The 25,725-nt window shown below is 63.9% G+C and carries 20 protein-coding genes and 1 riboswitch; of the genes, 12 read left to right on the top strand and 8 right to left on the bottom strand.

Annotated elements, in window-relative coordinates; genetic code table 11:
• The first annotated feature begins 31 nt into the window (after positions 1-31).
• A riboswitch (TPP riboswitch) is annotated at positions 32-140 on the top strand.
• Positions 136-1,944: a phosphomethylpyrimidine synthase ThiC gene (gene thiC / locus ACVZTU_RS02535; protein WP_139470333.1), complete on the top strand. Its 1,809-nt coding sequence runs from the start codon at positions 136-138 to the stop codon at positions 1,942-1,944. It overlaps the preceding riboswitch by 5 nt.
• 212 nt (positions 1,945-2,156) lie before the next feature.
• Here the strand turns inward: thiC and ACVZTU_RS02530 are convergent, their stop codons facing one another.
• Together ACVZTU_RS02530 and ACVZTU_RS02525 are read right to left on the bottom strand one after the other, a co-directional pair.
• Complete coding sequence (locus ACVZTU_RS02530; protein ID WP_139470334.1) at positions 2,157-3,149, bottom strand: TAXI family TRAP transporter solute-binding subunit; 993 nt, start codon at positions 3,147-3,149, stop codon at positions 2,157-2,159.
• Positions 3,150-3,165: 16 nt separating this feature from the next.
• Positions 3,166-5,520, bottom strand: a complete 2,355-nt coding sequence (locus ACVZTU_RS02525; protein WP_482401311.1) for a TRAP transporter permease — start codon at positions 5,518-5,520, stop codon at positions 3,166-3,168.
• A 305-nt stretch (positions 5,521-5,825) separates the two neighbouring features.
• On the opposite strand from ACVZTU_RS02525, the gene ACVZTU_RS02520 reads away from it, so the two are divergent.
• Positions 5,826-6,617 (top strand): amidohydrolase family protein, encoded by a 792-nt coding sequence (locus tag ACVZTU_RS02520; RefSeq protein WP_482401310.1) that lies wholly within the window; start codon positions 5,826-5,828, stop codon positions 6,615-6,617.
• A 31-nt stretch (positions 6,618-6,648) separates the two neighbouring features.
• Positions 6,649-8,415: an ABC-ATPase domain-containing protein gene (locus ACVZTU_RS02515; protein ID WP_139470337.1), complete on the top strand. Its 1,767-nt coding sequence runs from the start codon at positions 6,649-6,651 to the stop codon at positions 8,413-8,415.
• 152 nt (positions 8,416-8,567) lie between these two features.
• Here the strand turns inward: ACVZTU_RS02515 and ACVZTU_RS02510 are convergent, their stop codons facing one another.
• The gene (locus tag ACVZTU_RS02510) at positions 8,568-11,009 is read right to left on the bottom strand and encodes a thioredoxin domain-containing protein (protein WP_482401309.1); all 2,442 of its coding nucleotides are present in this window, start codon (positions 11,007-11,009) and stop codon (positions 8,568-8,570) included.
• A gap of 112 nt (positions 11,010-11,121) precedes the next feature.
• Here ACVZTU_RS02510 and ACVZTU_RS02505 point away from each other — a divergent pair, with 112 nt between their 5' ends.
• Positions 11,122-12,168: a hypothetical protein gene (locus tag ACVZTU_RS02505; RefSeq protein ID WP_482401308.1), complete on the top strand. Its 1,047-nt coding sequence runs from the start codon at positions 11,122-11,124 to the stop codon at positions 12,166-12,168.
• A complete protein-coding gene (locus ACVZTU_RS02500) occupies positions 12,165-13,115 on the top strand; it encodes a hypothetical protein (protein WP_482401307.1) in 951 nt (316 codons plus the stop codon). Before ACVZTU_RS02505 ends, ACVZTU_RS02500 begins: the two co-directional genes overlap by 4 nt.
• Positions 13,116-13,142: 27 nt before the next feature.
• On the opposite strand, the gene ACVZTU_RS02495 is transcribed toward ACVZTU_RS02500, so the two are convergent.
• Positions 13,143-14,003 carry a glycerophosphodiester phosphodiesterase gene (locus tag ACVZTU_RS02495; RefSeq protein WP_181272486.1) on the bottom strand — a complete coding sequence of 287 codons (861 nt, stop codon included), beginning with the start codon at positions 14,001-14,003 and terminating at the stop codon, positions 13,143-13,145.
• A 338-nt stretch (positions 14,004-14,341) separates the two neighbouring features.
• Between ACVZTU_RS02495 and ACVZTU_RS02490 the strand changes: the two genes are divergently transcribed.
• From ACVZTU_RS02490 to ACVZTU_RS02460, 7 genes are all read left to right on the top strand, one after another.
• Complete coding sequence (locus tag ACVZTU_RS02490) at positions 14,342-15,835, top strand: alanine/glycine:cation symporter family protein (RefSeq protein ID WP_139470342.1); 1,494 nt, start codon at positions 14,342-14,344, stop codon at positions 15,833-15,835.
• Positions 15,836-15,946: 111 nt separating this feature from the next.
• Positions 15,947-16,255 (top strand): hypothetical protein, encoded by a 309-nt coding sequence (locus ACVZTU_RS02485; RefSeq protein WP_139470343.1) that lies wholly within the window; start codon positions 15,947-15,949, stop codon positions 16,253-16,255.
• Positions 16,256-16,489: 234 nt separating this feature from the next.
• The gene (locus tag ACVZTU_RS02480) at positions 16,490-17,521 is read left to right on the top strand and encodes an Lrp/AsnC family transcriptional regulator (protein WP_139470344.1); all 1,032 of its coding nucleotides are present in this window, start codon (positions 16,490-16,492) and stop codon (positions 17,519-17,521) included.
• 171 nt (positions 17,522-17,692) lie between these two features.
• Positions 17,693-18,559, top strand: a complete 867-nt coding sequence (locus ACVZTU_RS02475) for a polysaccharide deacetylase family protein (protein WP_248284101.1) — start codon at positions 17,693-17,695, stop codon at positions 18,557-18,559.
• A gap of 148 nt (positions 18,560-18,707) precedes the next feature.
• Positions 18,708-20,021, top strand: a complete 1,314-nt coding sequence (locus tag ACVZTU_RS02470; protein WP_458311771.1) for an MFS transporter — start codon at positions 18,708-18,710, stop codon at positions 20,019-20,021.
• Positions 20,018-20,866 (top strand): SDR family NAD(P)-dependent oxidoreductase, encoded by an 849-nt coding sequence (locus ACVZTU_RS02465; RefSeq protein ID WP_139470347.1) that lies wholly within the window; start codon positions 20,018-20,020, stop codon positions 20,864-20,866. Before ACVZTU_RS02470 ends, ACVZTU_RS02465 begins: the two co-directional genes overlap by 4 nt.
• Before the next feature lie 10 nt (positions 20,867-20,876).
• On the top strand, positions 20,877-21,896 hold the full coding sequence (locus ACVZTU_RS02460) for a ketopantoate reductase family protein (RefSeq protein WP_139470348.1): 1,020 nt from the start codon (positions 20,877-20,879) through the stop codon (positions 21,894-21,896).
• A gap of 50 nt (positions 21,897-21,946) precedes the next feature.
• Here the strand turns inward: ACVZTU_RS02460 and ACVZTU_RS02455 are convergent, their stop codons facing one another.
• The 4 genes from ACVZTU_RS02455 to ectA form a co-directional block, all read right to left on the bottom strand.
• Positions 21,947-22,645: a hypothetical protein gene (locus tag ACVZTU_RS02455; RefSeq protein WP_139470349.1), complete on the bottom strand. Its 699-nt coding sequence runs from the start codon at positions 22,643-22,645 to the stop codon at positions 21,947-21,949.
• 226 nt (positions 22,646-22,871) lie between these two features.
• Entirely contained in the window at positions 22,872-23,279 is a 408-nt protein-coding gene (locus tag ACVZTU_RS02450; protein ID WP_135810511.1) for an ectoine synthase, read from the bottom strand.
• A gap of 170 nt (positions 23,280-23,449) precedes the next feature.
• The gene (ectB, locus tag ACVZTU_RS02445) at positions 23,450-24,754 is read right to left on the bottom strand and encodes a diaminobutyrate--2-oxoglutarate transaminase (RefSeq protein WP_139470350.1); all 1,305 of its coding nucleotides are present in this window, start codon (positions 24,752-24,754) and stop codon (positions 23,450-23,452) included.
• A 163-nt stretch (positions 24,755-24,917) separates the two neighbouring features.
• Positions 24,918-25,313, bottom strand: a complete 396-nt coding sequence (gene ectA, locus ACVZTU_RS02440; RefSeq protein ID WP_229664249.1) for a diaminobutyrate acetyltransferase — start codon at positions 25,311-25,313, stop codon at positions 24,918-24,920.
• Between the last annotated feature and the right edge of the window lie 412 nt (positions 25,314-25,725).

Below are 25,725 nucleotides of genomic sequence, written 5' to 3'. Positions count from 1 at the left end.
GTCCTCACTGCGTCAGTCGTGATAGGAATGGCACGACCCCACGGGAGCCCGCTGCAAGGGCTGAGATCGGACTGGATCGTCCGAGACCGTAGAACCTGATCCGGTTGATACCGGCGTAGGAAGTGAGGACTGCAGATGACTGCATTCACCCCTGAAACACCTGCCCCTGCCACGACTTCGTCTGACGCAGATTCGCACGACCAGTTCACCCTCGAGCAGTATCCGACGCATTCGCCGGCATGGGTCGAGGACGAGGAACACGACATCCGCGTTCCCGTGACCCGCATCGAGCTCGAGGACTCGAACGGTCGGGCCAACGATCCCGTCGACGTCTACCGCACCGTCGGGCCGGGCAGCATTCCGGAAGAGGGACTGCCCGCTCTGCGATTCCCGTGGATCGAGAACCGCCTCGACACTGAGACGTATGACGCCCGCGGCCACCGCATCGCCGATGACGGTCGTGCCGCCGTCCGCCGAGGTGCCCCGTCGCAGCAGTGGAAGGGACGCAAACCGGTCCCCCGTCGGGCCAAGTCCGGCCGCACGGTGACCCAGATGCACTACGCAAAGCAGGGCATCATCACCCCGGAGATGCGGTTCGTGGCGCTTCGCGAGCAGTGCGATGTCGAACTCGTGCGCGCCGAGCTCGCCTCCGGTCGCGCGATCATTCCGAACAACATCAATCACCCCGAATCCGAGCCGATGATCATCGGCAGGGCGTTCCTCGTCAAGATCAATGCGAACATCGGCAATTCCGCGGTCACCAGCTCCATCGCCGAGGAGGTGCAGAAGCTGCGGTGGGCCGCGAAGTGGGGTGCCGACACCCTCATGGATCTGTCGACCGGCAATGACATCCACACCACTAGGGAGTGGATCATCCGCAATTCGCCGATCCCCATCGGCACCGTCCCGATCTATCAGGCGCTGGAGAAGGTCGACGGCGATGCGAACGCGCTGACCTGGGAGATCTATCGCGACACCGTCATCGAGCAGTGCGAGCAGGGTGTCGACTACATGACCGTGCACGCCGGTGTGCTGCTGCGCTACGTTCCTCTCACGGCTGACCGGGTCACCGGGATGGTCTCACGCGGCGGGTCCATCATGGCCGGCTGGTGCCTTGCCCACCACGAGGAGAACTTCCTCTACACCCACTTCGATGAACTCTGTGAGATCTTCGCTCGCTACGATGTCGCTTTCTCGCTCGGCGACGGACTGCGGCCGGGTTCTATCGCCGATGCCAATGATGCCGCCCAGTTCGCCGAGCTCGACACTCTCGCCGAACTCACCGAACGCGCGTGGGCCCACGACGTCCAGGTGATGGTCGAAGGGCCCGGGCACATTCCGCTTCACCTCGTGCGGGAGAACGTCGAACGTCAGCAGGAGCTCTGTCACGGTGCGCCGTTCTACACCTTGGGTCCGCTGGTTACGGATATCGCGCCCGGATACGACCACATCACCTCGGCGATCGGGGCGACGGAGATCGCCCGCTACGGCACGGCGATGCTCTGCTACGTCACCCCGAAGGAGCATCTCGGGCTGCCCGACCGTGACGACGTCAAGACCGGGGTGATCACGTACAAGATCGCCGCGCATGCCGCCGATATCGCGAAGGGCCACCCGGGGGCGACGGCCCGCGATGATGCGCTGTCGAAGGCTCGATTCGAATTCCGGTGGCGGGACCAGTTCGCCCTCGGCCTCGATCCGGAGACCGCCGAGGCGTTCCACGACGAGACGCTGCCGGCGGAACCGGCGAAGACCGCGCACTTCTGTTCGATGTGCGGTCCGAAGTTCTGCTCGATGCGCATCTCCCAGGACATCCGCGATACCTACGGCAGCGCCGAGGCGCAGGAGGCCCTGGCGGGAATGCAGCAGAAGAGCCGCGAGTTCCTCGCATCGGGCGGAGAGGTCTACCTGCCCGATCCGACCGTCGGCCTGCGGGAAGGCTGAGTCCGGCTCCGGGCCGGATCCCGCCCGTCGGCCCTCAGAACAACTGAGGAACGAGGGCCCCGGAGAATCCTGGCTGCGGGCCGCGCTGCCCGCCATGCGAAGCGTGGAGCTCCGCTCCTCGTCAGCGTCGTTCAAGGCGGAGCGCGCCTATCGGACTGTACACAGATCGACAGACGCGCCACGCCTTGAACGAGCGGTTGGGCAACTCGCACTTACTTATTCAGCTCGTCCAGTGCTTTCTGCGAGCCCGGGTGCAGCTTGATCGGCTCCGGCGGTTCGGCGGTGTCGAGGTTGATCTCCTTCGCCGCGGCATGCACCTTGACCAGGTCGTCCTTTTTGTCGAAGAGGAGCTTCGTCAGAGCGCAGGCCGTGCCTTCGTCCATGTCATTGCGGACCATGAGCACGTTCGGGGTGACGATCGTCTTCACCGTGTCGACGCCCTTGTACGTGTCACCGGGGATCTCTGCCACCTCGTAGACGGGGTTGATCTCCTTCATCTTCCCCTCGAGGTCGGAGATGTCGAGGATCTCGACGTCCTTGCCGTTCGAGGTGAAGAGATCGGTGACTCCTGCCGTGGGCAGTCCGCCGGACCACACCATGCCGTCGATGGTTCCGTCCTTCATCCCGTCGACGGTCTTCGACAGGTCGAGGCGCTGTTTGGTCACGTCCCCGTCCTTGAGTCCGGCCGATTCGATGAGACGGTTGGCGATGACCTCGGTGCCGGACTTCGGCGAACCGGTCGAGATCGTCTTGCCCTTGAAGTCCTCGACCGAGTCGATTTCGGCATCCTTGCGCACGACGACGTGAGTGAAGTTGTCGTAGATGCGCGAGAGCGCGGAGATGTCCTCGGCCTCCTTGAAGTCCGCATCCCCCGACACTGCGTCGGCAGCGGTATCGGCCAGGGAGAACGCGATGTCGAAGTCGCCGCTGGACAGCTGTTGGAGGTTCTGCACGGAGGCGCCGGTCTCCGACGCTGTGGCCTTGAGGTCGGAGTTGTCGGAGATCACCTGTGCCAGACCTCCGCCGAGCACGTAGTACACGCCGGTCGAGTTGCCGGTGGCGATGGTGATCTGCCCCGAGGCGGCGGTGCAGCCGTCTCCGCCTTCTGCGGCGGGCTCGGCTTCGCGCTTGCCACCGCATGAACTCATCGTCAGCACTGCGGCCAGGGCCGCAGCGGCGATTGTGAACGTCCTTGTTCGCTTCATGGACTTCGTCCCTTTCTCAGTTGGTCCCGGCCGGTGTTCCGGACGAGGGTGGTTCGGTGGAAAATCCGTCACCGGATCCGTCCGCTTCGGCTGTACTCGGGTCGACCGCATTCGCCGGTGCCTCGTCCTTCGCCGAGGCGGCCGCTCCTGTCACGGTTCCCGTCGCCGAGGCGGCCGGTCCAACCGCAGTTCCCGTCGCCGAGGAGGTCGCCGGCTTGCGTCGGAGGATGAGGTGGATGACCACGGCGAGGGCAAGGGCCGCGAAGCCGACCATCATCGACAGCGGCTGCAGGTAGAGGAGCGCGCCGGCGGCGAGGAAGCACAGGATCCGCTCGGGCCAGCCGGCGCGGCAGATGATCCATCCGCCTGCACCCGCGGCCAAGGCAGCGACTGCGCAGGCCGAGACGAGGAAGGTCCAGACCGCGCCGAAGAACCCTCCCTGAGCGACCAATGCGGCACCTTCGGGGGTGAAGGTGAAGGCCAGGGGGACGAGGAATGCGGGGATCGCGTACTTGCAGGCCTGCCACATGGTGGCGATGACGCGGCCGCCGGTGATCGCCGAGGAGGCGACCGCCGCCAGTGCGGTCGGCGGGGAGACCTCGGAGAGGACTGCGTAGTAGAAGATGAACATCGCCGCGGCCGCCTCGGGGACTCCGAGGGTGATCAGCGCAGGTCCGACGATGACCCAGCTGATGATGAACGAGGCGGTCACCGGCACCGCCAGACCGAGCACCGTCACGGCAACTGCGGCGAAGATGCAGGTGAGGATCAGGATGACCGTCGGATCATCCGAGAATGCCTGCGCTCCCTTGATGAGGATGTCGGAGATGACCTGGCCGAGCCCGGTCTTCGTGATCGTCGAGACGATGATGCCGGCGGCGGCACACACGCTCGTCACCGGCAGAACCGAGCGGATGCCCGTCGACAGGGCCCCGTAGAACACGTCCCAGACGGCGCGGAGGATCGTGGCGGGTTCGCCTCGGCGGGCGAGGATGATCTCGATGATGCCGAATCCGATGCCGACGAGCGTCGCGTAGACGACGGCTTTGAACGGTGCCATGCCGAGGGCGAGGAAGACGACGATGATGCCCAGGGAGATGAAGTGGTAGAAGCCCTTCTTGAAGATCGGCCATGACCGCAGCCCCGGCGGCGGCGTGTAGTCGACTTCGATCTTCCGGGAGTCGATTTCGATGGCGAGGAAGATGCCGAGGTAGTACAGGAGAGTGGGCACGACTGCCCACAGAAGGACGAGTCCGTAGGAGACGTTGAGCAGCTCGGCGATGATGAAGGCCGCGGCACCGAGCGTCGGCGGGGACAGGATGGCGCCGATGCCGGAGGCGGCAAGCATACCGCCGGCGTTCTCCTTCGGATAGCCGGCTCTTTTGAGCACCGGCCAGGTGACCGCGCCGAGCGAGACGGCCGTTGCCGTGCCCGAGCCGGAGACCGTGCCGAGGAGGAATCCGGACAGTGCCACGGTGCGTCCGGGGGCTGCCTTGGATTTCTTGAACAGGGAGAAGCTGAGATCGATGAAGAAGCTGGCGGCGCCGGTCTTGTCGAGCACGGCTCCGTAGATGGTGAACAGCACGATGTAGGTCGCGGCCACGTCGAGTGGGATTCCGTAGAAACCGGAGGCGTCGTTGTACAGGGCGTTGACGATCTGGTCGAAGTTCTGCCCGGCATGCGAGCCCGGCCAGTTCACGGGGATATAGGAGCCGTAGTAGCTGTAGAGGAAGAAGACGATGCAGAAGATCGGCAGGATGAGTCCGGTGGTTCGGCGGGTCGCTTCGAGGATGAGCAGAAGCAGGACTCCGCCCATGACGACGTCCAGGCCGGTCAGCGAACCCTGCCGGTTGAGGAATTCGTTGAATCCGCCGGAGAAGAACGGCAGCACCGGATAAGCACAGGTGAGGAAGGTGATGACGACGAGTGCCCAATCGATGATCGACGGGTTGTCGTTCTTCGCCCGTCTCCGCTTCGGCGATGTCGAGGATTTCGCCGAGGCGACCCCCGCCTCGGTGCCGGCCCTACCCTTGCCCCCTGCGCCGTCCGTCGAAACCGCCTCGGCCGCTTCCGCGGCCTTGTCCGCCGCTTCGGCTTTGCGACCGAATCCGGGCCGATAGCAGACGAAGACCAACGGCAGCACGAAGGCGAGGAACCACATGAGGTAGAACTGGTTGCCCTGCCGCAGAGGGAAGAACACCTGGTTGAGCACGAAGAGCGAGACGACGAAGCAGACGATGCCGACGCCGAGGTCGAGTCTGCGCGTCAGCGTCCGCTGCGGCAGCTCTTCGTCGTATTGAGCGATGAGCTCGTCGACGTCGGTCTGCTGCACCGGGTCTGTCGAAGCGGCCTCGGCAGTGCGTCCGGACATCCTCATCCTTCCAAATGTTCGAAAGAGAGCAGCCGCGATCACCGTCGACCAGCGCCGCTCGATCACCTCAATGTGAACTCCCTCACAATATACCGAGGCGCTGACATGACCAGGTCTGCCGACCGCGCGTTCGAGACCCTTGATGGGATCGTTATCCGCAGTACCGAAGAATGAGAATCCCCGAGCCGCTCCCCGGTGTCCTTTTCAGCGTCGTTCAAGGCGGGACGCGCCCATCGAACGGTACACAGACCGACAGACGCGCCACGCCTTGAATGAGCAGTTCGGAGACGTTGTAGGTTGGCGGTATGAGCGAACTCCAGCGTGCCTTCGACGCGCACCTGCACATCATCGATTCGAACCATCCGCTGATCGAGAACAACGGCTATCTGCCCGATCCGTTCACGGTCACCGACTATCGCGTGCGACTGCAGAGCCTCCCCGATGTGGGAGTCGAAGTCGCAGGAGGCGCCGTCGTGTCCGGTTCGTTCCAAGGCTTCGACCAGGGGTACCTCATCGAGGCCCTGCGCCAGCTCGGCGACAACTATGTCGGCGTCACCCAGCTGCCGGATGAGACCAGCGATGATCAGATCCGACGCCTCGACGCGGCCGGCATCAAGGCTCTGCGATTCAATATCGCCCGCGGCGGTTCGGCCACCCTCGATGCCCTCGACGGCTTTGCCCGACGGGCCCATGACCTCGTCGGATGGCACGCCGAGCTCTATATCGACGCCCGCACCATCGATGAGGATCTCGCCGCACGCATCGCCTCACTGCCGGCGGTGAGCATCGATCATCTGGGCATGCACGAGGACGGACTGTCGACCCTGCTGCGCCTCGTCGAGGCCGGAGTCAAGGTCAAGGCCACCGGTTTCGGCCGTGTGGAGCTCGATCCCGCCGAGGCGATCCGTCGCATCGTCGACACCGACCCGACCGCGCTGATGGTGGGGACGGACTTGCCGTCGACGCGGGCACGTCGCCCCTTCGCCGATGCTGATTTCACGCTCCTTCGTCAGGTGCTCACCCCCACCGAGGCGGACGCCGTGTTCTGGTCGAACGCGGCCCGGTTCTACGGCGTCGAGTCCACAACCGCTGAGTAAGCATTCATCTCCCGCCAGTAGCATGAGTGAAATGAGTTCACGTCAGTCGAATCTCGCCTCTACTCTGCATAACCTCGACGGTCGCAGCTACGGCAATCTCAAGCAGATCCGCGGCCGCTACACCTTCGGACCGGTCACCGTGTTCATCGACCGGGTCCAGGCCGATCCGTTCGCCTCTCCGTCGAAGGTCCGGGTCCGCGTCGATCGTGCCGATGCGAAGTTCCCGCTCGACCTCACCACTGATCGCGCCGACCGCATCGCCGCCGCCGATTATCTGCTCCGGGCCGGCAACGGGGTGCTTGCGAAGCTCGATCAGCGCGCACTCATCCTCGGCCGTCCCGGGCAGGAGATCCTCGAGCGGACGAACATCCTCATCGATGACGCCGGGTTCGAGGCACGACTGCTCGTCAATCTGCCTGCGCGCGGCCGCCGCATCCTCGGCCATCAGGCAGCGGACATCCTCACCCGTGATCTGCCGGAATTCGCCGAACGGCTCTTCCTCTTCGACCGCTGGTCGGACGCCCCAGCAGACAGAGGAGGGAACACTCACGGCCCATCGGCCCAGGGGCTCGCCGACCACGTCCGACTGCACCGGGATCAGCTGGAACTGCGCAGCCACCTCGGCGAAGCAGGACTCATCGGTCTCGTCGGAAATGGTGCGATTCTCCCGCGGACGTCCGGGGATTCGGACCTGCCGATGAAGTCCTCCGATGCGGTTGTCTTCACCTCCCCTCTCGAACTCGAGCACACTGTCGAACTCTCCAGCGGCCGCACCGTCACCGGCATGGGCATCCCTCGCGGGGTCACCGTCATCGTCGGCGGCGGCTATCACGGGAAGTCGACGATTCTGCGCGCGCTCGAACGCGGCGTCTACCCGCATATCGCTGGCGACGGGCGCGAATGGGTCATCAGCGACCCAACTGCCACCTCCATTCGAGCCGAGGACGGTCGCGCCGTCACCGGCGACGACATCTCGGCGTTCATCAACAACCTACCCTCGGGCTCTGACACGAGATTCTTCTCCACGACGAATGCCAGCGGGTCGACCTCGCAGGCGGCCAATCTCGTCGAGGCGATCGAGGTGGGCGCGAACACCCTGCTCATCGACGAGGACACGTCGGCGACGAACTTCATGATCCGCGACGAACGCATGCGTGCGCTCATCCCCGCCGAGCGGGAACCGATCACCCCATTCGTCGACCGCGTGCGTCCGCTGCTGACCGAGCAGGGCGTGTCCACGGTGCTCGTCGCCGGCGGATCGAGTGCGTTCTTCGAAGTCGCCGACCACGTCATCGCGCTCGACGCCTATGTGCCCAAGGAAGTCACGGACCAAGCACATGAGCTCGTCGGCGTCACCGCAGCCGACCTCGAAACGGCTCCAACCGGCAGCGACCCACACACCGGTTCGGACTCCCCCGCCGCCCCCTCTTTCATCGCCGCACCGCGTGTGCCGACGGCGAAGGCGCTGCGACCGGCGTCGAAGACGAAGACCGCTCGAGCGAAGGGATCCGACCGGATCCAATTCGGCCGCGACTTCATCGACCTCATCGCCATCGCTCAACTCGTCGACGCTCAGCAGGCGTCGGGAGTGGCCGAAGCTCTCGAATACCTGGCCGAGATCTTCGACGGACGCACCTCCCTGACCGAGGCGCTGGCCGAGGTCGTGGACATGCTCGACGCTGAGGGCCTCGACGGAATCACGGGACACCGCGACCATCCGGGCCACCTGACCCGGCCGCGACGGCAGGAGATCGCCGCCGCACTCAACCGTTACCGGAGCTTGAGCCTCGAACGCTGAATTTCCGTGAAGTGACTCTCCACCATCACTATCCGGGACAACTCAATATTCCGTCGCCGATGGAATGTGGTGATTTCCCGAACAGTTCCCGATCTGCCGCCGAGGCGGCCCAACACCACCGCTGACGTGCGCGCCCGGACGGTCCAACAGTCCTACCCGTCCAGCAGCCCAACCAGCTCGGCGGCCGTGCCGACCGGCAGGGAGCATTGCGTTCCCCGGCACACGATCGCCGTCCCCGCGGGGACTTCGACCTCCCGACCGTCCGGTCCCGGAACCCCGGTCGAGGCCGTGAGCAGAGTGAGCGACGGATTCCTGGCCGCGATGTTCCGCAGCGCAACGTCGACGGTGGCGACCCGCACGGGAGACAGGGCCCGCTCGGCTTGCCACAGCGCGTGTCCGCACCCGCGCGGAGCCTGCCCGACCAGCGCCCGATAGACCCCGAGCAGCCGATCCCGAACCTCCAACAGCCGTCCCGTATCCAGCTCGGCGACCCCACCCGGGGACGCCGCCTCACCGGATGACTCCAACCCAGCAGATGTCGCAGCCTCGACGCCGAGCTCGGCGAGCAGCAGCGCTGCCTCGGCAGCCGCCGATCGTCCCGACGGCACGGTGTTGTCGACTGGGTCCGCCGACTTCACGTCGATGATCCCGTCACCGAGCGAATCGACTGCTTCGAGGACCCCGTCGCCCCGCTCGGCGGTGAAGAGGTCAAGCATCGTCGCACCGAGTTCGACCAGATCGTCCACCCGCACCGAGGGGGCCCCGTCCGGCAGCTGTCGGACCGTGATCCCAGCGGTGATGAGCTGCGCCCAATCGGCGAGCCCGCCCCGCCCTGGGCCGGCGACATCGCCGGTGAAGCTGCGCCGCACGTCGAATCCAGTCGGTCCGGCTGCGTCCACCGGCTCGGATGCCCCTGCCTGCTCGAACCGGTCGTGCATCGCCGTCCAGAATCGCACGGCGGTTTCTGCCCACCGCGCCGAATCTGCAGATTCGGCGTTCCCTGTAATCGCACCACCGGTCGGCTCCGCACTTCCCGTCGAATCTGCACCCCCCGAATCCTCAGCTCCCGCGCCGGAGTACAGGGCCGCCTCGGCGAGGGCGGTGACGGCCAAGGAATTCCATTCGGTGATGATCTTCTCGTCACGGGCCGGCTGGGATCGGCGAGCGCGCATCTGCTCAAGCGCCTCGCGCTGTCGCTTCGTCGCCTCGATGTCCCACGGCGCGGGGTGCTCCGCATCGAAGGGCACATCCTCCATGCCGAGCCAGTCGATGATCCGCACGGCCGCGACCACCTGGCCGGACAGCTCTTCCCCTGCCGGCGAATCGACGAGTCCGAGAAGACCAGCCTGCCCCGCCTCCGCGAATTCTTCGGGAGTGAACACGTAGGCCGCGCCCTCTTCGGAGACTCCCGCCGAGTTGAGCGAATCCGCATCGAGGGCGGCGATGAATCCGTCATCGGTCGACAGGTCCCTGATCAGGAAGGTCGCGGTATCGGCGATCTCACGTTCGGCCAGGGCGAGCCACTTCGAACCCGAATCCAGGGCGCGTTCGACCTTCGCCCAGGCGACGACGGCACGCAGATAGAGGGAGTTGTCGTAGAGCATCTTCTCGAAGTGCGGCACGAACCACTGCCGGTCGACGCTGTAGCGAGCGATCCCGCCGCGCACCTGGTCGCGCATGCCACCGGAAGCGATCCGCGCCAATGTCGAACGCACGGCGATGAGGCAATCGAGGACGAGTTCACCGGTCAGGTGTCCGTCGGCGCCGAGCCAGCCGAGCCGCCCCTCGGCCCGGACCCGATCCAGCGGGTGCTCCCCGGCCCCTCCCCCGTTCGCCGAGGCGGTCCCACCGGTTCCCGGGCGCGCCGAAGCACCGTCATCCGCCCCCTCACCCGCCGAGGCGGTCCCGCCCAAGCGCACGAACGCCGCGAGGAGCTGCAGGATGTTCATCATCGGCGGGAACTTCGGGGCACCTCCGAACCCACCCCAGGCAGGATCGTACGAATCGAGCAGCGCTGCGGCAGCGGAATCGAGCTCGTCGGGGGTCAGGGACTCCGCGGCCGCCTCGGCGGGGAGCGCACTGGTCACGGCATCGGCCATCTCGGCCAGCCCGCGGTCCATCCGGGCCGTCATCTGATTGACCTCGTCGCGGCGGTCTGTCCACGTCGCCGATACGGCCGAGAGCACCTGCGTGAACGCCGGCAGATTGCCCCGCGGCGCGGGCGGGAAGTAAGTGCCGGCGTAGAAGGGGCTGCCGGCAGGTGTGGCGAAGATCGTCATCGGCCATCCGCCTTGGCCGGTCATCGCCTGCAGGGCGTTCATGTAGTAGGCGTCGATGTCCGGCAGTTCCTCACGGTCGATCTTCACGGGCACGAACCGGTCGTTCATCATCGCCGCGACCGCTTCGTCCTCGAAGGATTCGTGGGCCATGACATGGCACCAATGGCAGGTGGAGTAGCCGATCGAGATGAGGAGGGGGACGTCACGGCGGGCCGCCTCGGCGAGGGTTTCCTTCGTCCACATCCGCCAGTCCACGGGATTGTCGGCGTGCGCGCGCAGGTAAGGGCTGGTCGAGTCGGCGAGTTCGTTCGGCATGCCCCCAGCGTCTCACTTCGAGCGATCGCGTGCGAGGTCATCTTCCGTCGGCCGACCGAGTTCTTCTCACACGAACCGACAAGGAGGCTGGTTTTTATGGGAGCATGGGGCCATGACCACCGCACCGAACACCGACGCCCATGACCCGAGAATCGGCCTCGACAGCCGCAGAATGGCCATCACCATCGTTGCCGCCGTCACCTTCCTCGTCACGTGGATCGGCACCGGGCTCCTCGAGGTCAAGGCTCAAGACTCCTACGTGTCGTCACCCGGTCCGAGCCTCCTGCGCCTCGCGCTCATCGCGGTCTCCGGCGCCGCCGCGATCACGATCGCCCGCGGACTTCGCCCGATCCCCCGCAGCGTGTTCATCGTCATCACTGTGTTCCTCTGCGCCGTCGAAGCGCTCAAGTCGATCTTCACCATCGACACGTTCGGCGCCGACACCGGCGTATCGGCCGACAATCCCGCGCTCACCACAGCCCTGGTCACCGTGAGCCTCATCGTGGCGGTGGCTTTCCCGATCGTTGTGGCACTCGCCCTGGCCGCAGTCACGGCCCAACTTGTTCCCGTCGCCGAGGCGGCCGCTCCCGCAGTCCTCTGCCGCCGTTCACGTGCCGCCGCCTTCGGATTGTTCGCTGCGACCGGGATCGTGCTCCTCGTCTGGCTGCTGCGAACCATGTTCGTCGACGCCATGTTCCTGTTCGAGTACGGTGATGCGTTCAATGCTCTGGGCGCAGCGGTCGGGCTCGTCTCCGCCGTCGCCGCCCTGCGGGTCATCTCCGAGTCTCGGTCGCTGCCGGCCGATGAACCGGCCGTCGGCCCCGCTTCGTCCGGCACCACACCGCGATCGGCTCGCATTCTGGCGTTCGTCGTCATCGCCTGCGGACTGCACCTGTGCTGGGCGTCGACCATACTGGCGATCGGGTATCCACCGGTCTCCAGCCTGGGATACACGGGCTGGGTCGTCTCCATGTTCGGCTTCGTCCTCGGCAGCCTCGTGCTCGCGGTCCGCACACTCAACTGCGCTCCGACCCACGACGTCACCCAACCCGGTGACCGTGCCCAGCCCGACGACACCACCCAGGCGGACGACAGCAATGTGGCCAACGACAGCACTGAGGTCGGCGGCAGCGGCAGCAATCCCAGCAACGGGTCATGAGCACCGCCGCACGGCAAGGTGCTGAGGCCGTCGCCGACGGAGACTCTGCCGAACGACCTGCACCACTGAGGCCTGGAGCCTTCTCACTGACGGTCGTGGCATTTCTCGTCCATTGCCTGTCGTGGGCGGGCGCCGCGCTTCTCATCAGCGCCGATGATGTGTACTTCACGACGAGTCCGGTCCGCGCGTGGGTCCAGCTCGGAACCCTGCTCGTCGCCGGTGCAACTGGGATCGTCCTCCTCCGGCCCCTGCCCCTTCATCCGCGCATTGTGCTCAGCGTGATCACCGTACTGCTGTTCGTCCCGTCTGGATCGGCCTCGCTCGTCTCCGCCTCCGCTGGCGACTCGAATGTCGGGCAGGCGATCGCCGTGAATCTCTGGTTACTGCGTCTACTGACGATCGTGGTCTTTCCGCTCATCGTTGCCGTTGTGCTGGCGACGATCCTCGGACGAACCCCAGACTCCGCCGGCCCTGCAAATTCCCACGCCGAGGCGGCCGACCCGACTCCCCAGCTCCCCCGCTACCGCCACGCCTCCTTGGTCTCGGCCACCGTGCTCATCGTCTCTGCTCTCATCATTGCGGTGGGCTTCGCCTTCGAACCGTCCGTGGGCCGTTTCGCCGACGTCCCTGCCTCGATCGCCTTCCTCACCGCCTGCGCGAGTCTCACAGCTTCAACCGCCGGCCTATACAGCTTGTACTCCCTGACGAGAAACTGCATCGCCGACTCAGCAGCGGGATCCCCTCCCCCGCCGAGGATCGCCCAGGTTCTGACTGCAGTCACCGTGGTCTGCGGTATGGCCGCGTTCATGGTCTCCACTTCGAGGATGTTCGGCGACGGAGCTGACCTCTATTTCGGCCCGATCGCCGGACCGGTCGGGATGGGCGGAACGATCATGTCCAGCGTGCTGCTCTCTGTCCGCATCATCCGCCGGCCCGCCCACGACTGAGCCGACGCGGGACCTATAGAGCCTCCTCTAGAGAGCTTCGACGACCTCGACGAGGCGGTCGGGAGCGTTGGTGATGATGCCGTCGGCGCCGACGTCGATGGCTCGTTCCATCTCGCCGAGGTCGTCGACGGTCCACACCAAGCTGGTCATTCCGAGCTCGTGGATGGCGGTGAGGAAGTCCTCGTCGGCCGCGCAGAATTCGGGGTTGACCTGGTCGACCCAATCCGCGAAGTCCTGGAGCTCGTCCGGGCAGGGTCGGCCGAGCACGCCGACCGGGATCTCCGGGGCGAGCGCGTGGAACTCTTCGACGAATGCCCAGTTCGCGGACTGGACGACGAGCATGCCGGCGGCCAAAGCCCGGTCGAGATAGTTCGGTACGGTGCGCAGGGCGGACAGGACCGCCTCGGCGATTCCGGGATAGAGCTCGGGGTGCTTGACCTCGAGCAGCAGGCCGGTGCGGGTGTCGTGTGCGAGGGTGAGCACCTCGGCGAGGCGGGGCACGCGGACACCGGCGAATTCCTCGCCCTTCCAGCTTCCGGCGTCGAGTGTGGCGATCTGGGCGGCGTTCATGCCGGCGATGCTGCGGTCTTGACGATTCGGGTACAGGGTGCGGGCATCGGTGGTGCGATCGACGGTGGTGTCGTGCATGATCACGAGCTCACCGTCGGCGCTCATGTGGACGTCGGTTTCGATCATGTCTGCGCCCTGGTCGATGCCGGCGATGAACGCGGGGATCGTGTTCTCCGGCCAATCGGCGGACGCACCTCGGTGTGCGATGACCAGGGGCGGGACCCGAACGCGGGCGGGGTCGATCACGGTGCCGGCCGCGCCGGCGCTGAGGTCGCGGGGCGAGTGATCGGAGGTGGGGGTGGCGAGGGTGATGGGCATTTCAGAACTCCTCCACGGAGACTGCGGGTGGCGTTCGGGCGCCGGATCCAACTGCTGCGCGGTGGCCGAACGATGAGTACTAGGCCGCCCAGACTAGGGGGCCCGAGCAAGTTCCGGGTGATGCGCGAGTGGACGGGACATGAATCCTGACGGTGTCGACACTGGCCGTCGCCTGGGCCGATGCTGACTCGGCCGCAGGCCGACGGTGACCTTCAAGCAGGGGCCACTGCCACAGCTGCAGAGACGGAGGTGGCAGACTGGGAGTAACCACGGACGGAGTCCTCGCGTTCCGCACCTCCGATCCTCTCCAGCACAATTGCCGAAGGAGGCGCAGTTCGATGGAGATGCTCCAGAGTGCTTTCGACAGTGTCAGCACCGTATCGTCGTACATCCTCGTGGCTGTTCTCATCCCCACTGGTCTGTATTTCACCATCCGCACGGGAGCGGTGCAGGTCCGCCTGCTGCCCGAGATGTTCCGCACCCTGGTGGAGCCGGGCGGACGGGATTCCGAGGGCAACCGGAACATCTCGCCGTTCCGCGCCTTCTCGATCTCCGCGGCCTCGCGGGTGGGAACGGCGAACATCGCCGGTGTCGCTTTGGCGATCTCGCTCGGTGGACCGGGTGCGATGTTCTGGATGTGGCTGACGGCCATCGTCGGCGGCGCCACGGCCTTCGCCGAATCGGCTCTCGGACAGCTGTACAAGCTCAAGGACGGCCCGAACTTCCGCGGCGGTCCCGCTTATTACATCAAGCACGGGCTGAACATGAAGTGGCTCGGACTGGTCTTCGCCGTCATCGTCGCCATCACCTACGGCATCGTGTTCAACTCGGTGCAGTCGAACTCCATCGTCGACGCCGTCGGGGCATCCTTCGGAGTCGAGAGTTCGGACGGCGTCTTCGCTGCCGTGGCCGGCGCGATCATCGCCGTCGCCGCCTTCGCGATCTTCGCCGGCGGCGCCAAGCGCATCTCGAACATCTCGGCTTATCTGGTGCCGATCATGGCCGGCCTCTACCTCATCGTCGGCATCATCGTCGTGGTGATGAACATCGGTGCCGTGCCGTCGATGATCGCCACGATCGTCACCGATGCGTTCAGCATGGATTCGATCGCCGGCGGAACGCTGGGTTCGATCATGCTCATCGGTGTTCAGCGCGGCCTGTTCTCCAATGAGGCCGGTATCGGTTCGGTGCCGAACGCGGCAGCGACCGCCTCGGCGTCGCACCCGGCCAAGCAGGGCTTCGTGCAGGCGCTGGGCGTGTACTTCGATACGATCCTCGTCTGCTCGATCACCGCGTTCATCATCCTGCTGTCGAATCCGGAGTACGGCAGCTCCGCTGAGGGCATCCAGCTCACGCAGACGGCGCTGAGCGGTCAGCTCGGGCAGTGGGCGATCCACTTCCTCACGCTGGCGATCTTCCTCTTCGCGTTCTCGTCGATCCTCGGCAACTACTACTACGGCGAAGCGAATATCGAGCACCTGACGACGAACCGCGTCGCGCTGCGCGTGTATCAGGTCATCGTCATGGTCTCGGTGTTCATCGGAGCGATCGCGGCCCTCGACCTGGTGTGGACCGCGGCCGATATCTTCATGGCGATCATGGCTCTCATCAACCTCTTCGCCCTGCTGATGCTCTCGCCGCTGGTGTTCTCGCTGCTGAAGAATTACCAGCAACAGCGCAAGGCTGGATTCGAACCGGTGTTCCGACGCGGCGATCTGCCGACTTATCGGCGCATCAACACCGAAGTCGATGCCTGGGACGGCACCGACGAGGTGACCACAACGAAGTTCTGGCATGACCGCGGCAAGAAGGTTCGCTCCGACAACGAGTGAGGCTGCCGAACAGCAGTCGACAACGCACATCGGGCGCTCCCTTTCGGGGCGCCCGATGTGTTTTCATTCCCCAAGGTCCGCAGGCAGTCCCCTGACCATAAGGAGGTCACGATGAGTATCGATCGCACTGAGTTGGCGAACGCCCTCGCCGAGGCGACCGGATGGTCGGTCTCGGCCGATCCTCACCGAGTGACGTTCGTCAATGATGATCCACCGCAGGTGGTCATCTGGACGGTCACCGATGACGAACTGAGCCAGATGCGATACAACGAGAACCTCCGCGCCAAGCATTATGGCGGCAGAAAGACTGCCGAATTGGGTGCCTTGTGGCTTCCCCTCGCGGAAGCCTTGGGACCGTTCGAACTATCAGAGGGATCCCGCGGATACATGGAGGGAATGGACATGACCGTTCGCGAGTAGGTGCCGACAGCCTCACGCCGATGCAGTGTGAGCCGGACTGAGCTGGCTCGCATACCTATGACTGTTAGGTCGGAAGCCACTGATACACCCCGACCAGTTCCCGACAGAACAGCACGATGGTGACCTACTCATCTAGCCTGGGATCGATTTAGATGGGAAATTATTACCAATCACCCGTCAAATCTGAAGCAAATCGACTATTGACTTCTCTCGTATGACGAATATGATCATTGTGTGAACAGGAACACACACGCCCGTGAAGCCTTGGAGCCTATAGACCGCGCAATCGTTGATGCCCTGCATCGTGACGGCCGCGCACCTTGGTCGCGAGTCGCAGAGCAGGTCGGCGTCTCGGCAGTCACCGTCCGCCGGCGATATGAGAGCCTGCACACCCAGGGTCTGATCCGCGTCATCGGTGCCACCGATGTCGTACGGCTAGGCCTCGGCACTCCGATCTATATGCGCATCTCGAACGCACATGGCGACATGGACGTGCTCATTCCCAGGCTGAGAGAGCGCATCGAGGTACGTTCGTTCCACACCCTCTTGGGTTCGGTCGACATCGCAGCGGAGATGGTCCTGCCGCCCGACGCGGAATACAGCCGACTCGTCGCCGAGATCACCGCGGGAACTTCAGCGTCGGCGGAAAGTCTCCTCCTCACGCATGCGTTCGCTTCCGGGCAGGACTGGGCTCCTCCATTCGAAACGAACGAGCCGACGCGCCTCGCGCCGGTCAAAACCGAACCGGCACCGCATCTCGAACTCTCACAGACCGAGGTCAAAGTGCTCGGCATGCTCATGCACGACGGGCGGACTTCACTCGGTGACCTCGCTGCGTCGATCGGCAAGTCCGAAAACACCGCTGCCCGCACGATCGAACAGCTGAAAGAGTACGGCGTGCTCGACTTCCGGATCCTCGTCGAACCCGAATTGCTCGGCTTCAACACCGAGTTCCACCTCTGGTTGGTGGTCGAGCCGCAGCATCTCAGGCAAACCGCTCTCACGCTGGCGGAGCATCCGTCCACGAAGTACCTCACCGCGACGACGGGCAACTGCAGTCTCGCCGGTCAGTTCATCGTCCGCGATCGCACCGAGCTGTTCCATTACTCGACAGAAGTCCTCGGCTCACTGCCCGGAATCCGCAGTGCAGAGCTCTCGATCCAAACCGCGACCCACAAGCGCGTGTGGACATCGATCATCGAGGGCAAGTACACGACGGACGGACAGCCGCCCGACCCAATCGAATACCTCCGACCACGCTCCTAGCTCAACGCACACTCAGCGACGTCGACGAGGCAGAGAAGCCACGACCCGACGTGATGTCACGACGAAGAACGACCCGAACCGACAGGAGATGCAATGTCCTCACAGAATCCCGCATCGGCTTCCACCAGTGCCGAGCCGTGGCAATGGCCTGACGAACAATGGCGCTCAGAAGTGAATCGCGTGCGAGCTGGCCGCAGCCTCGTTCACGACGACGTCAAGCAACGCTGGCCGGAGCAGGCTCGGTGTGCAGTCCTCATCGCCTACGACTCCGATCACGAGACTCCGTACCTGCGCGACGGACAAACCTCACCTGGATCTCTCGCCCAAGGCGAGTATGGCAGCAGGGTCGCTGTGCCGAGAATCCTCGACATGCTCGCCAGGCATGAGGTGCCCACCAGCTTCTACGTTCCTGCAGTGTCGGCACTCCTGCACCCGCAGGACATTGAGGGATACGTTGCAGGCGGACATGAGGTCGCTGTGCACGGGTGGATTCATGAACGCAACACCGCCCTGTCCTACGACGCAGAACTCGACCTCATCGGTCGGGCTACCGACGTGCTCGAACAGCTCAGCGGCACTCGGCCGACAGGAATCCGCACGCCATCTTGGGACTTCTCCCAGTCCACGTTGAGGGTCATCAGAGAGCTCGGCTTCGCCTATGACTCCTCGCTCATGGCCGATGACGAGCCCTACGAGCTCGATGCCGACGGCGAACCGACTGGGATCATCGAAATACCTGTCGAATGGATCAGAGATGATGCGCCCTACTTCATGATGGACCGCTTCGGCGGTCTGCGCCCTCATCTCTCGCCCCGCGACGTCGAACGCGTTTGGATCGACGAATTCGACGCAGCGTACGCCTCCGGAGGAGTCTTCGAACTCACTCTGCACCCGCACATCAGCGGACACCGCTCTCGGATCGCCATGGTCGACAGGCTCCTGGCCTACATCCATACATTCGACGATGTCTGGTTCGGTACACATGCACAACTCGCCGATCATCTGACTACCCGGTTCGCACTGCCCGCCGGGAACTGATCGACCTGCCGCAGTTCTCCACTCGGCGTCAGTCCGCATCCCTCTGCTTCCCCCAGCACCATCTCAACGCAGCGAGCTGCGACGCTCGCCTCATCCGATACCGGAGTCGCCGACGCCCCCGTTTGCATCACAAAGGAACGAACAGATCATGTCTCTTGACTCAACTCACACGCATCCGCCCCACGACACGAAGCTGTCGAAGAAAGGTCGAAAGGCGCTGCTCGCCGGTGCTGTCGGGAACACAGTCGAATGGGTCGACTGGGCCATATACACGACTTTCTCATCGGTCTTTGCCGTTCACTTCTTCCCTGGTGACGACCCGGCAGCGGCATTGCTCGCCACGCTCGCTGTCTTCGCCGTCGGCTTCATCATGCGTCCGATCGGTGCCGCGGTCCTCGGCAACTACGCCGACCGTCACGGTCGCAAGAAGGGCATGGCGCTGACCATCGGTCTGATGGCCGGTGCCTCGCTCCTCATCGCAATCACCCCCGACTATTCGATGATCGGCATCGCGGCCCCGATCGTGCTGGTGCTGGCCCGCATGCTCCAAGGCTTCTCTGCTGGCGGCGAGTTCGGCGCCTCCTCGGCCTTCATGGTCGAAGCTGCAGCTCCCAAACGCCGGGCCTTCGCCGGGTCTTGGCAACAGGTCTCAGTGGGAGCCGGCGGCCTCATCGCCGCGGGCATCGGAGCGGTCATCACCTCCGCTCTCGATTCCGAGGCTCTCGACTCCTGGGGCTGGCGCCTAGCATTCGCGCTCGGTGCGCTCCTAGGACTGTTCGGTCTGTGGCTGCGGACGAATGTTGCCGAGTCGGATTCGTTCGAAGCGACAAAGGCCGCTCGTGAAAGCGAGCCGAAACAGAAGCGTTCGTACCTCACGATGTTCGTCAAGCACCCCCGCGCTGTCGCACGGGTCTTCGGCATCACCATCGCCGGAACCCTGCTGTATTACATCTGGGTTTCGTACCTGCCGACCTACGCCCATGTCGCCACCGGTCTCCCGCTCAACCAGGCTCTGACCGCCAACTTCATCTCGATCGGGTACTTCATCTGCATGCTGCCCTTTGTCGGCATCCTGTCTGACAAAATCGGCCGCAAACCGACGATGTCCGCCTTCGCCGGCGGATTCCTCGTCCTCGCATTCCCTCTGCTCAACTTCCTCGACAACAACTTCTGGGTCTTCCTCGGCGTTGAGATCGTCGGCATGACGCTGCTGCTCGGCTACTCCGCCAACTGTGCCGTGATCATGGCCGAGCAATTCCCTCCGGAGGTCCGTGCAACCGGTATCGGACTCCCCTATGCTCTGGCAGTCGCCATCTTCGGCGGCACCGCTCCCTACATCATCACGTGGATGAACGACGTCGGAATCGGTGACAAAGTGTGGATCTACTGCGCCGTCGCGGCCGCGGTTGGTCTGGCTGTCTATCTCACCATGCCGGAGACCAAGGGAAAGAAGATCGCATGACCTCTGACTTCGCTCCCCATGTCCTCGTCACCGGCGCGGCAAGCGGCATCGGCAGGGAGATCGCCCATCAGTACGCCGATCGAGGCAGCCAGCTCACCATCGTCGATTTCGACGCCAAGGCGCTTAGTGCGCTGACCGATGACCTCTGCCGAAGTGCCTCCGTCGTCAATCCGATCACGTGCGACCTGCGCGATCCCGAGGCACCGGCCTCGGTGATCGAGTCGGCCTTCTCGCATGGTGATGTCCATGTCCTCGTCAACTCTGCAGGCGTGTACCCTGCCGTTCCCTTGCTCGACATCACCGCCGAGATCTGGGATGCAGTGCAGACGATCAATGTGCGAGCGCCGCAGCTGCTGACTGTGGAATTCGCCAATCGAATTCAACACCTCGCCGAGAAGTTGCCAACCGGGTACCCGTCTGTCGTCAACATCTCCTCGGGCGCTGCGCTGCGAGCACGTCCCGGCGCCGCACCCTACACAACGTCGAAGGCGGCAGTGGAGATGGTCACACGAGCCAGCGCCCTCGAATTGGGCCTCCTGGGGATCAGGGTCAACGCCGTGGCACCCGGATTCGTCGTCGTCAACAGCGAGCTCAATCGTCTCAGCGATGACTACGTGGAAAAGGTGTCGTCCAATCCGCTCGGGCGCAAGGGTCGACCCGACGACATCGCACGTGCCGTGCTCTGGCTCGCTTCTCCCGAAGCGGAATGGATCACCGGCGAGATCCTGAGAGTCGACGGCGGCTCCGCCGCCGGGGCACTCAATCTTCCGGTCCACTGGTCCGAGACGCGCACCGAGGTCGAACCACCGGCGGCAGAGACGCACCACCCACAGCAACGAAAGTGAGCATGATCGAATGACCACACCCCCTTCCCTTGCAAAAGCGGTTTATACAGTCGTCGGAGGAGGTGCCATCGGAGGCACGCTTGCTGCGCACCTCTCTGCGGGGGGCCACCCCGTGCAGATCGTCGATACCGATGCTACCCACGTCGCAGCTATCCGTCAGAACGGATTGAAGATCGACAGTCCCGACGGAACCCTTGAAACTCGCGTTCCAGCCTTCACTCCCGACGATGCCCCCGACGAGGTGGGGCCTGTAATGCTTGCGGTGAAGTCTCAGGCAACCGAAGCCGCCATGGGTTGGATCGCCCCTCGACTCCGCGCCGACGGCTATGTGGCCTCGATGCAGAACGGCCTCAACGAAGCGAAGATCGCCGACTGTGTCGGCCGCGATCGCACAGTGATCGCATTCGTCGATCTCTTCGCTGATCTCGTCGAACCAGGAGTTGTCAAAGACGGCGGCATTGGAACCATCGCCGTCGGCGAATTCGCAGGGGGCACGAGCAATCGAGTACACGACCTGGCCGACGCACTCTCCCATTGGGGAACGCCTATCGTCAGTGACAATGTCAGCGGTTTCCTCTGGTCCAAACTGGCGTTCGGTGCAATGCTGACGGCCAGCTCGTTCATCGACAAGGATATGTCGACGGTGATCAGCGAGAACCGTACCCCCATGCTCGAGCTCGCTCGCGAGGTCTTCGCGATCTCGGACGCTCTTGGACTCCGGCTCGAAGGCTTCGACGCCTTCGCCCCAGACGATTATCGAAAGACCACGCCGGCAAGCACTGTCGACGAAGCCTTCGATTCACTCTGTGGGTGGCTCGCCGGACAAACGAAGACACGCTCCGGAATCTGGAGGGACATCAACGTCCGCAGACGCCCCACCGAAGTTCCTGCCCACTACAAGCCGGTCCTGCGCATCGCCGAAGCGCACGGAATCTCCGCACAGAAGCTCCAGACGATGGTTGACGTGATCCGTGAACTCGAGCGTGAAGATGCGGTGATGGGTGACCATCTACTGGAGCGCATCGCCTGAAGCCGCCTCTGCAGCCATCGGCCGCGAGCGTCCCTGTGGGATGCTCGCGGTTACTTCTTCACCGACTTCGATGTCGCCCCGGTGGCCCAGCTGACCTGGCTGAACGTGACACGGTAGTACCGCTTGCTCTTCGACTTCACCTTGTAGACGGCCTTGCCCTTTTTCGCGCTGGCCGTCTTCAGGGTCTTCCACTTGCTGCCGGACTTGACTTGGAACTTCACCTTCGGGTTGTAGTTGACCTTGCCGTACTTCTCCGGGTTGTACACCTTTGTCGACGAGGTCAACGTAACCGTACTTCCGCCGCGCTTCGACGAAAGCGAGGCATAAGCCTTGCCACGGACGTAGAACGAACCCTTCGTGTAGTCGGTACGGCTGACGAACTTCGAATAGCTCTTGTTGTTCGCATAGACGTCAGATGGACCGAGTGTATATTTCCCGAGACCAGACCAATCCGGGCAGACCATGACTCGATCGCGCTTCGAGTTTCCAGCGTGAGAGAAGATAGCGCCGTCTACGATCCCGCCTTTGCGGGTGACATCGACATATACATCCCACTCTGAAACGCCTGACTTTTTGTGAGACATGTAGACATCTACGTTTCGGCAGTTCCAGTCAGACACGACGATGTTTTTACCTGAAAGCTTGGTGACATCAAATTTCGCACTCGCCGCCTCGGCAGACACGGCAGGACCGATGGCAAGAGCAAGAGCGGCAACGGACGCCACGAGGGCGCGCTTGAGGAACTTCATGGAGACTCCAACTGAAGATGGGATGGAAGAGGATGCCTGAGTCGGAGTCAACGAATGTGTAATCGGCAACGAGAAGTCACGAACTTGAAATTTGTATGACCGAAGATTATCACACCTGCAGTGCGACCGGCTTCGGCTCAACTTTGCCGTCCAAGCGCACAACTCAACCACACGAAAAAGGCGGCCCGAGCGCAATGCTCGGGCCGCCTCGGCGAGGGGAACTGATTCAGTTCGCGGGTGCCGCTTCATCCTCGAGGATGAGCGGGTACACGCCGTTCTCGTCGTGGACCTCACGGCCGGTGACCGGCGGATTGAACACGCAGGCCATGCGCAGCTCTTCCTCGGCCACGACGGTGTGCTTCTCGTTTCCGTCGAGCAGGTACATGACGCCATCGTGGAGCGGGTAGACCTTGCCGGTCTCCTCGTCGGTCAGCGTCCCCTTGCCCTGTACGCAGTACACGGCTTCGACGTGGTTCTGGTAGTGGAACGTCGAGGTGGTTCCGGCGTAGATCACGGTGTCGTGGAACGAGAATCCGACGCGCTCCTTGCCGAGCACCATGCGGCGTGAGCGCCAGGTCTCGGACTTCACATCGCGGTCGGTGTCGTTGAGGTCATCGCGGTTGACTACGTACATCAGTGGTCCTTTCGCAAAAGGTCGGTGAAAGTATTCAGGTGTGGGCCGCGGACTTCCGTCTCACTTCAACGGCTCCCGTCGGCCCGGCTGGGCGATCGAGCAGGTGAGCTCGAATCCGCCCAAAGCTCGGGCCGGCGCCACAGTTGCGACGCCGGCCCGGCAGAGGTGGGTCAGGCCAGTGCGGCCTTCGCAGCGGCGGGAGCGAACTTGGCCACTCCGGCCTCGATGATGTCCAAGCCAGCCTGCAGATCGCGCGAGTCGATCGTCAGCGGCGGCATGATCTTGATGACTTCGTCATCGGCGCCCGAAGTCTCGAGCAGGAGACCGTTCTCGAAGGCATAGGCGGCGACCTTCTCAGCCACCTCGAGATCCTCGAAGCAGACGCCGGCCAGCAGGCCGCGGCCACGGATCGAAGCACCTTCAGCCTTCTCGACGATCGTGTCGAGGCGCTGGTGCAGCTCGGCAATGGTGTCGGCGAGCTGGTTCTGGAACTCGTTGTCGGCCCAGAAGGTCTTGATGGCGGCGGTCGCGGTCACGAACGCGGGGTTGTTTCCGCGGAAGGTGCCGTTGTGCTCGCCGGGCTCCCAGACGTCGAGCTCGGGACGGAACAGGGTCAGTGCCAGCGGCAGACCCGAACCGGAGATCGACTTCGACAGGCAGACGATGTCGGGCTCGATACCAGCCTCTTCGAAGCTGAAGAACGAACCGGTACGGCCGCAGCCTGCCTGCACGTCATCGACGATGAGGAGGATGTCGTGCTTCTTGCACAGGTCGGACAGTGCGCGCAGCCATTCGGCTCGAGCGGCACGCAGTCCACCCTCGCCCTGCACGGTCTCGACGATGACAGCGGCGGGCTTATCGACGCCCGAGCCGGAGTCCTCGAGGACCTTCTCCAGCCACAGGAAGTCCGGGACCTCACCGTCGAAGTAGTCGTCGTACGGGATCTTCGAGCTGTTGGTCAGCGGGATGCCTGCGCCTTCGCGCTTCATCGAGTTGCCGGTCACCGACAGCGATCCCAGCGTCATGCCGTGGAACGCATTGGTGAACGAGAGCATGTGCTGACGGCCGGTCACCTTGCGAGCGAGCTTGAGAGCCGCCTCGACGGTGTTGGTTCCCGTCGGCCCGGGGAACATGACGGAGTAGTCGAGCCCGCGCGGCTTGAGGATGAGGTCCTGGAAGGTCTGCAGGAACTCACGCTTGGCCGGGGTCTTCATATCCATCGAGTGCAGAACGGCACCCGACTGCAGGTACTCGATGAGCGGGCCCATCACGGCCGTGTTGTTGTGGCCGTAGTTGAGGGCACCGGCGCCGGAGAAGAAGTCGAGATACTCGTTGCCGTCTTCGTCCCACTGCTTTGCGCCCTGCGAACGGGCGAAGGTCGCGGGCCAGGAACGGCAGTAGCTGCGCACGGCAGACTCGCGAGTTTCGAAGATGTCGGGCTTGTCAGTGGGTGTGGGCTTAGCGCTTTCAGTCATGACTTGAGTCCTTTCGACTTCTTTAAGTTCTGCGTCTGCATCGGATGCAGTCGCCGAGGCGGTGGCCGCTGCCGCTCACTGCGGGCGATCTCTTCCGCCTCCTGGCACCTGGCGCGTCCATGCCCTTGGAACAGGGGGCCGCGCGGCGCCGGGGTGAGGCTCGTTACAGGGGTGCGATCTCGTAGAGGTACTCGGTGTCGTGGCCGTCCGGGTAGAGGTCCGGGGTGAACAGCGGGCGACGGTCGAATCCGGCGCCGCGCTTCTCAGCGAACGCCTGGAACAGGCGGTTGGACGCCGCGTTGTCGTCGGTGATCGTCGTCTCCATGCGGAGAGCGCCGGTCCGGTCGGCCAGTTCATGGAGCATGGTCGATGCGAGTCCGTGTCCACGGAAGTTCTCGTTGACGGCGACCTGCCAGATCATCAGGGTGTCCGGATTCTCCGGACGGGTGTAACCGGTGATGAAGCCGGCGGGTTCTCCGTCGATTCGTGCGATCACCGAGGTGTCCGCGAAGTCGCGGCACCACAGCAGGTACGAGTACGAGGAGTTCAGGTCGAGCACGGCTGTGTCTTTCGCGAGCCGCCATAGATGTTGTCCGTCCTCCAGTTCTGGAGTCCGGACGTCGATTTGCGTCTTCGGTTCAGCGAGTGCGTTAATCACGCCAACAAACCTAACGGGCTGAGATCGAGCGTCAACCTCGAAAGTGCCGATTCCGGGGTACTTCCGCAACGATCGTCCCGAGCTACCGACATGTAACGGACCCGGCTTTCCCCATGGCATCTCTGGGATGTGACGGGGCGCTCCTTCGCGCTCATACCGCGCCAGAGGTTCGTTATCGTTTCGTTACATTTGACTGGAGTTGGAACAAGGGTTCCACGTGTTCCATGTCACTTTGCTTGAATTTGGATAGCAAGGTGTCCTGTTGCCCGAGGTTGCAGTCTGAGGCTCTGCGGGCGGGTTCGAGGCGGCTGCG

The organism is Brevibacterium sp. OS20 (genome assembly GCF_056837565.1).
Note: the sequence above shows the minus strand (reverse complement) of the source record. Positions and strands in the feature narration are given on the sequence as shown.

Coding starts and splice junctions, on each gene's coding strand:
- thiC (WP_139470333.1), top strand. CDS start 136: ATGACTGCATTCACCCCTGAAACACCTGCCCCTGCCACGACTTCGTCT.
- ACVZTU_RS02530 (WP_139470334.1), bottom strand. CDS start 3,149: ATGAAGCGAACAAGGACGTTCACAATCGCCGCTGCGGCCCTGGCCGCA.
- ACVZTU_RS02525 (WP_482401311.1), bottom strand. CDS start 5,520: ATGTCCGGACGCACTGCCGAGGCCGCTTCGACAGACCCGGTGCAGCAG.
- ACVZTU_RS02520 (WP_482401310.1), top strand. CDS start 5,826: ATGAGCGAACTCCAGCGTGCCTTCGACGCGCACCTGCACATCATCGAT.
- ACVZTU_RS02515 (WP_139470337.1), top strand. CDS start 6,649: ATGAGTTCACGTCAGTCGAATCTCGCCTCTACTCTGCATAACCTCGAC.
- ACVZTU_RS02510 (WP_482401309.1), bottom strand. CDS start 11,009: ATGCCGAACGAACTCGCCGACTCGACCAGCCCTTACCTGCGCGCGCAC.
- ACVZTU_RS02505 (WP_482401308.1), top strand. CDS start 11,122: ATGACCACCGCACCGAACACCGACGCCCATGACCCGAGAATCGGCCTC.
- ACVZTU_RS02500 (WP_482401307.1), top strand. CDS start 12,165: ATGAGCACCGCCGCACGGCAAGGTGCTGAGGCCGTCGCCGACGGAGAC.
- ACVZTU_RS02495 (WP_181272486.1), bottom strand. CDS start 14,003: ATGCCCATCACCCTCGCCACCCCCACCTCCGATCACTCGCCCCGCGAC.
- ACVZTU_RS02490 (WP_139470342.1), top strand. CDS start 14,342: ATGGAGATGCTCCAGAGTGCTTTCGACAGTGTCAGCACCGTATCGTCG.
- ACVZTU_RS02485 (WP_139470343.1), top strand. CDS start 15,947: ATGAGTATCGATCGCACTGAGTTGGCGAACGCCCTCGCCGAGGCGACC.
- ACVZTU_RS02470 (WP_458311771.1), top strand. CDS start 18,708: ATGTCTCTTGACTCAACTCACACGCATCCGCCCCACGACACGAAGCTG.
- ACVZTU_RS02465 (WP_139470347.1), top strand. CDS start 20,018: ATGACCTCTGACTTCGCTCCCCATGTCCTCGTCACCGGCGCGGCAAGC.
- ACVZTU_RS02460 (WP_139470348.1), top strand. CDS start 20,877: ATGACCACACCCCCTTCCCTTGCAAAAGCGGTTTATACAGTCGTCGGA.
- ACVZTU_RS02455 (WP_139470349.1), bottom strand. CDS start 22,645: ATGAAGTTCCTCAAGCGCGCCCTCGTGGCGTCCGTTGCCGCTCTTGCT.
- ACVZTU_RS02450 (WP_135810511.1), bottom strand. CDS start 23,279: ATGTACGTAGTCAACCGCGATGACCTCAACGACACCGACCGCGATGTG.
- ectB (WP_139470350.1), bottom strand. CDS start 24,754: ATGACTGAAAGCGCTAAGCCCACACCCACTGACAAGCCCGACATCTTC.